The sequence below is a fragment of the Aeromonas sp. MdU4 genome (assembly GCF_041929505.1).
Lineage (GTDB): Bacteria > Pseudomonadota > Gammaproteobacteria > Enterobacterales > Aeromonadaceae > Aeromonas.
Window position 1 is genome coordinate 112,357 of record NZ_JBHFMW010000004.1, and the last position, 7,781, is coordinate 120,137.

Consider the following 7,781-nt stretch of genomic DNA (forward strand, 5'->3'; position numbering starts at 1 on the left):
TTAAGTGAACGCTTCGCGATGAAACATTTATCTGATTTTATAATGCATTTCGCTTTTTGATGGGTCGTAGAAGCATATTCCTGGACTGGCTAGAGAAAGAAATTAAAGTGCAGAAAAACGATGATAAGGATGGTTGGCCGGATTTTTACCCTTCCGACCTAGCACTTCCTCCAATGGATGCCTTTGATGCAAATGCAGAGGAAATAGTGTATAGGCTAGTCAAGTCGATTCCTCCGACTGAAAAATGCTTTTTTTGTACTCATCAGGAGCAACCAAATAGGCATAAACAATGTCATACTTTGGAGGAAAAACAGGCTGTTTATGGCACCAGTGTGTGGAATAGCAAAGATTTGTTGGTTGAGGTTATGGCCTCATTGCCCGAGGCTTTAAAGCAGCGAAAGCTCGCATGTGGCACGATAAGTGCTGGTATGGGGAAAATCCGCAAAACGCTAGTTGCGGGGCATTTCACGCTGTGGCTCAAAAAGAACAGTCGTGTTCACCTGAATTTTAGTGAGGTGAAATAAATGGATATATTTGCCAGTGTCCCAGCATTAGGTCAGCTTAGAATAGTTAACGTCTATCTTGAATTTGAGGGACCTAAGATCTTCTACGCCGAGAATGAAAGTGGTTCAACCTTCTTCGTTTACTGGGTAGGGGATGATGCTGATTATGAAAATTGGTACATTATCCCATGCTCTAAAGCTCGGCTCATTGCTTATGAAAAAGCAAAAGTCGGTCTGCGTGATATGCTCGAACGTCAAGAGCAAGACTACTTTTGCGCACTGGCACTTCCCTTTTCAACAGAGCTTTCGTTAAGTTTTGAGTTTAAGCATAAAAACAAAATAGCGGAAATAACTCTACCAGCACCAGGGATTTTTGTTAAAAGAGTTGTAGCATATTCATCTACTCTATTGAATGATAATCTTGTGCCTACACATGAAGTTATTGTCTCAAAATATAATAAAAAGGCAAAACAAAACGTTTCACTTGAACACATGAGCCAAGTGTGTGATCGCTTCAGTGAGTTGGTATTCGGCTTCAATCGTTCAATAGGTGTGAAAGGAAATATGCAGGCGCTGAATGCGCGTTATGGTTCTTTCGCTATTTCGTTACATGCAGAGGAGCTCTCAAAGTTTGAAGAGTTCTTAGGTCAAGTATCATCACTTATGATCCACAAGAAGGACATAACCCATCTGTTGGAATCAAATGATATCGACATCAAGGTTTTTCTTAATTTCTTGAAAGCACTTGAGTTATCAAGCGTTGACTTTGAACTTCGCTCATCAGCATCACCAGATCAGATCATTAAGCTTTATAAAGTTGATGCTGAATTATATTTATCGAAGCTTAAATCACGAGCTATGACCTATATCTCATCCATCAAGGTCCCACAGGGAAATAGTATTGAAACAGTATTTCAGTATGTTGAACTCAAATGGAACAACGAGCCAATCACAGCGGAAAATTTGAATGTAGATAAACGCTTAGTTGATTATTATCGCCATGCCGCACTTATTCTAGGATTCCTAGAATACAATGGAGAATTAACCCCACAAGGGGAACGACTGGCACTCTCTGATGAGAGTACACGATATCGAATTACAGCGAATGCTTTTGAGGGGAGTGAGTGTGCTTGGGCGTGGATGAATTATTGTGACATTACAAGTCTGGCTGACATTGATGCCAGTACTGCGATGGAGTTCTTAAGCCAATGCTGTCCATCTCTTTCTGGTGACACGATTTCACGGCGAGCCAATACCCTCAAGTCTTGGTGTACGCAATTAAAACCCCATTACACCAATATGAGTTCATGCATATAGTAAACTAGGGTAGTGGGTAAAGAGAACGATGGTCTCTTTACCCATTATCTACATGCTTTGATAATCGTTGTAGTTTTAGTATGAATACATCCCAGTTATAAGAACAAATTGCCCCGAGAGAAAGGTATCCAATCCTAACGCTGGATAATTCAGAATTTACACTAGTTCCACCGTTCAGAACCATTAATCCGCTATAGAGCAGGCAGAAGATAAGTAAACCGATTACAATTGAAAGTACGGGTGCCATGAGATACCCCCACACATGATCTATATCTAAAGTTTTAGTTACTGCCGAATACTTATGCAGCGAAGTAATGCTGAGGGTTGAACCACCAAGCAAAGCACCGGCAATCGTAAATGTAGCCAATCTTATTTCATCACTGATCACTAGTTCGCCTGCAGGCTGAAGTAATAAGGCTAGAAAGGTATAATCTCCAACCCAAGTAAGGAGAAGGTATTTAACTGTGATTAAGGTGCAGGTTATTATCCAGAAGAAAAGAAAGAAGGAGAGGATAAATCGCCATTTATCTATACAATTTTCATTCTGTACTTTATCCATACTGGAATCCTTTAGGTTAACTTCAATTTAACTCGCGATAGCGAAATTAGAGCCTTTACAAAGTAGGAATGACTTTTAGGTTGTTTTTGGCCAATCATTGGTACATTTTCTTGGGAGTATTCCTGTAATAGATCTCTGATTGCGGCAGGTTGTGTGGCACTTTGGTGCCGAGTTCCCTAACTTGATTCTTGTTTACTCAATTCCAAAATGGCATGTTGGTACCTTGCTCTCAGATGAAACATGGCTCGTATGATACCGGAAAAATTGGAGTTAGTCAGGTTCAGGAAACGGTGATTCCATCTAGGATGGGATCATAAAAAACAAAGGGAAGGCCATGAATTGGCCTTCCCCACGACCGACCCACTTATCACGGACGAGTAGGTTGAAAAATGTTACCACAAGCGGATTGGTGGTCACGCCTTGCGGTCAGGATTGGCGTCCATGTTCGTCGTTGGGTAAATGGCTAAGTAGACATAGCCGTAGCTGCCAAGGGTATCGGCTTCGCAGGTAAAGCCTCCGTGCTGGATAGTGATGCAGTGCTGACGTTGGGCATCCAGTTCGCCGGTCACAGCAGCTTGGCTATCTGCATCTGACTCCATTCACCTATTAGACTGGCTCGATCGGGTAGAAAATCCAGTCGGTAGCGACTCTGTATCAGACGAGCAGACGAGCGCCAAAGCGTGGGGAGATATCACGTGGCAGACCCCAGCAAATGCTGGGAAGCGGTGTGAGAGACTGGAGCTCTGGAGAGTGCGTGGGATGGGTTGTGCTCATGATTAGCGGTACCTCAGTTGAATGTCGATGCGGGTGCCTGGCACGTTGTGGCGCTGGCGTAGTCTGGTCAGGTGCTCTGGGAGCTCTGTCAGGCTTGCCAGTCGCCCTCGGTAGAGCCGTGAGAGATTGACGTAGTCGGGGTGGCTCACGGTGATGGTCACCTGATGCCCTGGCTGCCAACGGCCAAACAGACGGGTTTTGGCCTCCTTGATGGTGGTGATGCCGGGAGCGGGTAACGTCTGGCGGTTGCGTAGATGCAGTTTGTTCAGCTCGGGGGCATAGCGATGCACCTCGAGCCCGGTGATAAGACGGGTCATGTTCGGTGACTCCAGTAATGAAAAGGGCCAGCCCTCTCAGGCTGGCCCTTTATGCTGTCTGTAGATGAGCGAGATGCTGTGGCGTCAACGGGCGCTGTCAGCCGTCTCATTGATCACTGGCTTGCAATTGAGCCGGTCCAGCAGGTGTCGCGAGCCGTATTGAGCCACTAGCCGGTCTATAACCATCTGGGCACAGGCTGTTCTGCTGGGCTTATTCTCAGGTATTGCGTAACGAGCGGTGAGCCAACCACCGAGCAGCGCGATGCGGTAACCACTCGGGATGTGGGTGAGCGAAGTCCCTATGCCCCTCCCGTGAATCAGGAAGGGCACGACCTGGCAGCCGATGTTGATATCCATGCGTTGTCCCTTGAGCTCGAAGGTGGTGAGCTCACCGGTCTGCGGATGTTTGCCAGGCACTCTGATGGTGATGTGTTTGGCCATTTCACACCTCCGGTTTGCTTTCAAAATGGCGGGTCACAACGCCAGCATCCGGGTCGATGCTGATAAACGCAGGGGCCTGTGGGTAGTACTGGTAGAGCCGCGCCAATTCAGCGCGAAACGCCTCAACGTTTGGCGCAATCACATGACTGGTATCCCCTTCGGTGTAGGTAAAGGTCTCGAGCTTCTCTGTGTTAATCCAGATGCCAAAGTACCAGGCATCCTCTTCGGTGTCGTATTGCTGCCAGCCTTGGGCCAGTAGCGTCCGGTCGTAGTAGTAACGGTCAGCCTGATGGCTGCCACGGTCGATGCGGCAACCCGTCACGGTGAGCTCAAGCGGGATGCGGCCCACCTTGTGGGCTTTCTTGACCCGGCGCAATGTGTGCCGTGCCTTGGCCTTCTCTTTGCGCGGGTCGTAGGGGTTCAGCTTGCTGCCCACGTAGTTGAGGATCCCCTCGGCATTGGCGGCTGCATTGTGCGTCAGCGTGTGCAGCAGGGCGGTGACTTCACGGCGGGCCAGTGTGCCCACGTGATAGAACTTGTTCATGATACTTCTCCTTGAAACAAACACCCCGCTAGTTAGCGGGGTGGTAGATGTCGAGGTAGAGGTAGCCGTAGCTGCGCCTCGGACTGGCTTCACACACCCAGCCCTTGTGTTCAAGGCGAAACACCACGTCCATGTCGGTGCATATCTTGTATGCCTTGGCCATCTTGGTTAACTCACGCAGGAAGTGCGGCAGCACCGTGTCGCACTCGGCCCGCCACGCCTCGTCTGGCTCGCCGTACATACCGGCACGGTCGCCTAGGAAATCAACATAACCACGTTGCAGAATGGCTCGAGCCCCCAGCTTGGGTAGGTTCGGGGTGCCCAGTCCCCATGTCATGTGCTCGAAGATGCTCATGTGTGGCTGCTCCAGTTTGGATTGTCGTTGGTGCCGTGGTTGACGTAGGCACCCACAATGGTGCGTCGCCACTCCCCAACGGGATAGCCGAGGTCGTTGCACTCACGCTCCCACCACGCAAAGTTAATCTCGCGGGGCAGGTTGTCCACCATGTCCAGTGGACTCACGAACAGCGTGGTCTTGTGCATCGTTGGCACGGGCTTGATCTTGTCGGGGCCAGTGCGCTTACCGGTCTCGTCATAGTCGTGTGCCCACTTCGGGAAGGTGAGCTGATAGGCAATGAGCCGATGCAAATCGCCATGTGCGCTCATGGCCTGAGCGACTGCGACCTGAGTGAAGCTATCGTTGAATTCGATCATGGGTGTTTCTCTCTTTCTGCAGGTGAACGGTAAGCCGCTGCCAGCAGCGCAAACTGTTCGACCAGGTAACTGATGCTAATCCCCAGTTCATCACTGACCCCATCACCCAGACGGTGATGCAGGTGTGCTATGTCATCGGCGATACGTTGAGCTATCTGGGCTGTACCGTCCGGTGGTGAAGTCGTCATGGTCAGGGTGATGGAGATATTCATCACATCTCTCCCCAAGGGGCTTGGTCCCACAGTGACAACCGGGTCAGCACGTCTTGTGCGAGAGCCTGTTGCAACTGCTGTAGTACCTTTACAAGCCGAGGTGCCTGCTCAGGGCTCCCGCTCCATTCACTCGATTGGTACAGGGCGCAGCAGGTGAATTTGTACAGCGCCACCAGTTCGGCATCGGTGAGTGGTATCTGGTGGTAGCGGTGGGCAGGTTTAAGCGAACTCAGCTTGGTCGAGCAGTGCTGACGTGGTTCCTTACGCTCCTGCTGACGCCCCAGCTGATAGCGATGCCAGACTGCCCGCCGGTTGGCGAGCATCATCAACCGTACCAACCGATCTACCCGCCATGTCCAGGTACTGGTCGTGTCTGCTGGCGGGAACCACCAGAGGGTGCGCAGCAACTCAAGGGTGTAGTGCGGTGGCATCGGGGTATTGCAAAAGCGGTGTAACTGCACGGCAAAGGCCAGGTAATCCTGGCGGTCGATCATGAAGGCAGACATAGGCATTTTTCCTTGAAATGCAAAAGGCCACCTTCGGTGAGGTGGCCTTGTGGGTGATGTCGGGATATCCGGATCATGGTGTTGGCGCTGATGATCCTGGTTTGGGATGCTGGCGTTATTCGTGCGCCTGCTCGGCTTCTGGGTGAGCGGCATCGAACAGGATGGCGTAGAGCGTGGAATCAATGCCGTTAACGGCGTCGTGGTGCGGGTAATAGGGCGGTACGTCTCGGGATCGCTCGAAGTAGTCGCCAAAGCAGCTGAAACACTCACGTATTTCGATGGTAGAGCCCTGCAGCAAGGTCTCTTCAAACTGCCTAGCATAAACCTCGTCATCACGCGCCTTGTTGACGGCCTTTTCCAGCAACGCCTGCGCATCTTCGTTGCTGACGGCTGTCAGGCTATGGCGCAGCTTCTCGAGCGTTTCCTCAAGGGAATAGGGATTGGGTAATCGCATGGCGTTTGTTCCTTCTTGGCGCGGCTAATGGCGTAGCTGATGGAGCAGTACATCAATGGCCTCGATACAATCGGCTTGGGTGAGTTGGTAGCCATTGGGCAGATGAGCCACGATAGCGGGTTCAGCCTGCATGTCGACGTTGTCTGCAAGCCAGCAACGCAGCTCAATGAGGATGTCGATGGTGGTGAGGTGTGCTTTACCGGGGATGGGGTTCATAGCTGACCTCGCTCGGCCATCGAGACAACGCCCTCAGCGCCAACGACCAGATGGTCGAGCAGGCGGATATCCACCAGGGCTAAGGCCTCTTTGAGGGCCTGGGTAAAGACCCGGTCAGATTGACTGGGCTCAGGGTTACCACTGGGGTGATTATGGACCGCGATGAGCGCCCCGCAATTGCATTGCAAGGCCCTTTTGACCACTTCCCGTGGGTAGATGCTGGCACTGTCCAGGGTGCCACGAAACAGCTCCTCAAAGGCAATCACCCGGTGTTGGGCGTCGAGGAACAGGGCACCAAACACTTCATGCTCCCGGTCCTGCAGCAGGGTTTGCAGTCGCTCGGTGGCGTCCGTGGTGCTGGTAATGGCAGTGCCTTTGGCCAGGCGCTTGCGAGCAATCTGGTTGGCAATGTGTAGCAGCTCTTGCTCGGTCACGGGTTCGGTGACGATATAAGTGCCGGGGCATTCCCCAGCTCTGAGCTTGTGGTAACGCATGTGGGATCCTCCTGAAAAAGAAAGACCCCGGCAGCGCAAGGCATGCCGAGGTCAACGTCGTAGAGATGATGTTGGTACATGTTAAGGATAAGTCAGTTGGCCGTGGTGGTGGGGCCTGATGTGGCTGTAGGTTCACGCCTTACCTGTATCAGCGACGATCCGGGGACCAGCACGGAGAGCGGAATAGCGAGTGCCACACTCAGCCGTTCGGCCAGTTCATAGGCCGGACCAATGGTGTCGTAGTCCGCTACCCAGGTGGCCATGGCAAGGCCACTGGCCTTCACCGCCCGCAGATAGACGCTGTAGCCCTGCACGGTCAGGCCACTGTCACGTACCACCTGCGTCTCTCCCTCTCGATTGATGGCCTCCAACTCAACGGCTATCGGATGTTTGGGCATCATGCCTCCTCAGTCACCACTGACGGTGACGGTAAAAAAGCCCAGCTGGGCGTAGGCAAGAAAATTGTTCTGCCACATGTTGAATAACGCTTGGGCATCCACCATGGGGAGCGGTCCCCAGCCTTGCAGGTAGTGCTCGTTATCCAGGAAGTTGAAGTCGAGTTCTTTGCAGAGCTCGGTATTTTGTCCCAAGCCTTGGTAGCTAAAATCAGTGACGTAGTCGAATAGCCAACCATCAAGACCACGTATCAGCTGGATCTCGACCGGATGGACGCCACCACTTTGAGGTTGATAGTCAGGGTTGCGAAAGCGGAAGGTAAGCCGGGTGAGTT

General features: G+C 51.5%; 16 protein-coding genes. 2 read left to right on the forward strand and 14 right to left on the reverse strand.

The window, feature by feature from the left end; genetic code table 11:
- Positions 1-107 precede the first annotated feature (107 nt).
- The gene (locus tag ACE1BR_RS02990) at positions 108-524 is read left to right on the forward strand and encodes a hypothetical protein (protein WP_139401085.1); all 417 of its coding nucleotides are present in this window, start codon (positions 108-110) and stop codon (positions 522-524) included.
- Complete coding sequence (locus ACE1BR_RS02995; RefSeq protein ID WP_374867483.1) at positions 525-1,820, forward strand: DUF6575 domain-containing protein; 1,296 nt, start codon at positions 525-527, stop codon at positions 1,818-1,820. It abuts the gene before it with no gap.
- 37 nt (positions 1,821-1,857) lie between these two features.
- Here the strand turns inward: ACE1BR_RS02995 and ACE1BR_RS03000 are convergent, their stop codons facing one another.
- The 14 genes from ACE1BR_RS03000 to ACE1BR_RS03065 all read right to left on the reverse strand — a co-directional run.
- The gene (locus ACE1BR_RS03000) at positions 1,858-2,379 is read right to left on the reverse strand and encodes a hypothetical protein (RefSeq protein ID WP_374867485.1); all 522 of its coding nucleotides are present in this window, start codon (positions 2,377-2,379) and stop codon (positions 1,858-1,860) included.
- 413 nt (positions 2,380-2,792) lie between these two features.
- On the reverse strand, positions 2,793-2,948 hold the full coding sequence (locus tag ACE1BR_RS03005) for a type IV toxin-antitoxin system YeeU family antitoxin (RefSeq protein WP_374867487.1): 156 nt from the start codon (positions 2,946-2,948) through the stop codon (positions 2,793-2,795).
- A gap of 207 nt (positions 2,949-3,155) precedes the next feature.
- Positions 3,156-3,470: a hypothetical protein gene (locus tag ACE1BR_RS03010; RefSeq protein WP_374867489.1), complete on the reverse strand. Its 315-nt coding sequence runs from the start codon at positions 3,468-3,470 to the stop codon at positions 3,156-3,158.
- Between the two features lie 84 nt (positions 3,471-3,554).
- The gene (locus tag ACE1BR_RS03015) at positions 3,555-3,911 is read right to left on the reverse strand and encodes a hypothetical protein (protein WP_374867491.1); all 357 of its coding nucleotides are present in this window, start codon (positions 3,909-3,911) and stop codon (positions 3,555-3,557) included.
- A gap of 1 nt (position 3,912) precedes the next feature.
- Positions 3,913-4,455 (reverse strand): hypothetical protein, encoded by a 543-nt coding sequence (locus tag ACE1BR_RS03020; protein WP_374867493.1) that lies wholly within the window; start codon positions 4,453-4,455, stop codon positions 3,913-3,915.
- Positions 4,456-4,483: 28 nt separating this feature from the next.
- Entirely contained in the window at positions 4,484-4,810 is a 327-nt protein-coding gene (locus tag ACE1BR_RS03025) for a type IV toxin-antitoxin system YeeU family antitoxin (RefSeq protein ID WP_374867495.1), read from the reverse strand.
- Positions 4,807-5,169 (reverse strand): hypothetical protein, encoded by a 363-nt coding sequence (locus ACE1BR_RS03030; RefSeq protein ID WP_371167583.1) that lies wholly within the window; start codon positions 5,167-5,169, stop codon positions 4,807-4,809. The genes ACE1BR_RS03025 and ACE1BR_RS03030 overlap by 4 nt, the downstream gene beginning before the upstream one ends.
- Positions 5,166-5,381, reverse strand: a complete 216-nt coding sequence (locus ACE1BR_RS03035) for a hypothetical protein (protein ID WP_374867497.1) — start codon at positions 5,379-5,381, stop codon at positions 5,166-5,168. The genes ACE1BR_RS03030 and ACE1BR_RS03035 overlap by 4 nt, the downstream gene beginning before the upstream one ends.
- Positions 5,381-5,887 carry a hypothetical protein gene (locus tag ACE1BR_RS03040; protein ID WP_374867499.1) on the reverse strand — a complete coding sequence of 169 codons (507 nt, stop codon included), beginning with the start codon at positions 5,885-5,887 and terminating at the stop codon, positions 5,381-5,383. Before ACE1BR_RS03040 ends, ACE1BR_RS03035 begins: the two co-directional genes overlap by 1 nt.
- A gap of 115 nt (positions 5,888-6,002) precedes the next feature.
- A complete protein-coding gene (locus ACE1BR_RS03045; protein ID WP_172954945.1) occupies positions 6,003-6,341 on the reverse strand; it encodes a hypothetical protein in 339 nt (112 codons plus the stop codon).
- Between the two features lie 24 nt (positions 6,342-6,365).
- Positions 6,366-6,557 (reverse strand): hypothetical protein, encoded by a 192-nt coding sequence (locus ACE1BR_RS03050; protein ID WP_374867501.1) that lies wholly within the window; start codon positions 6,555-6,557, stop codon positions 6,366-6,368.
- Positions 6,554-7,051, reverse strand: coding sequence for a DNA repair protein RadC (radC, locus tag ACE1BR_RS03055; RefSeq protein ID WP_374867503.1), 498 nt, complete (start codon positions 7,049-7,051; stop codon positions 6,554-6,556). Before radC ends, ACE1BR_RS03050 begins: the two co-directional genes overlap by 4 nt.
- 92 nt (positions 7,052-7,143) lie before the next feature.
- On the reverse strand, positions 7,144-7,449 hold the full coding sequence (locus ACE1BR_RS03060; RefSeq protein WP_374867505.1) for a hypothetical protein: 306 nt from the start codon (positions 7,447-7,449) through the stop codon (positions 7,144-7,146).
- Between the two features lie 9 nt (positions 7,450-7,458).
- Positions 7,459-7,781 (reverse strand): DUF2787 family protein (locus ACE1BR_RS03065; protein WP_374867507.1); only part of this gene is annotated, 323 nt, incomplete at its 5' end.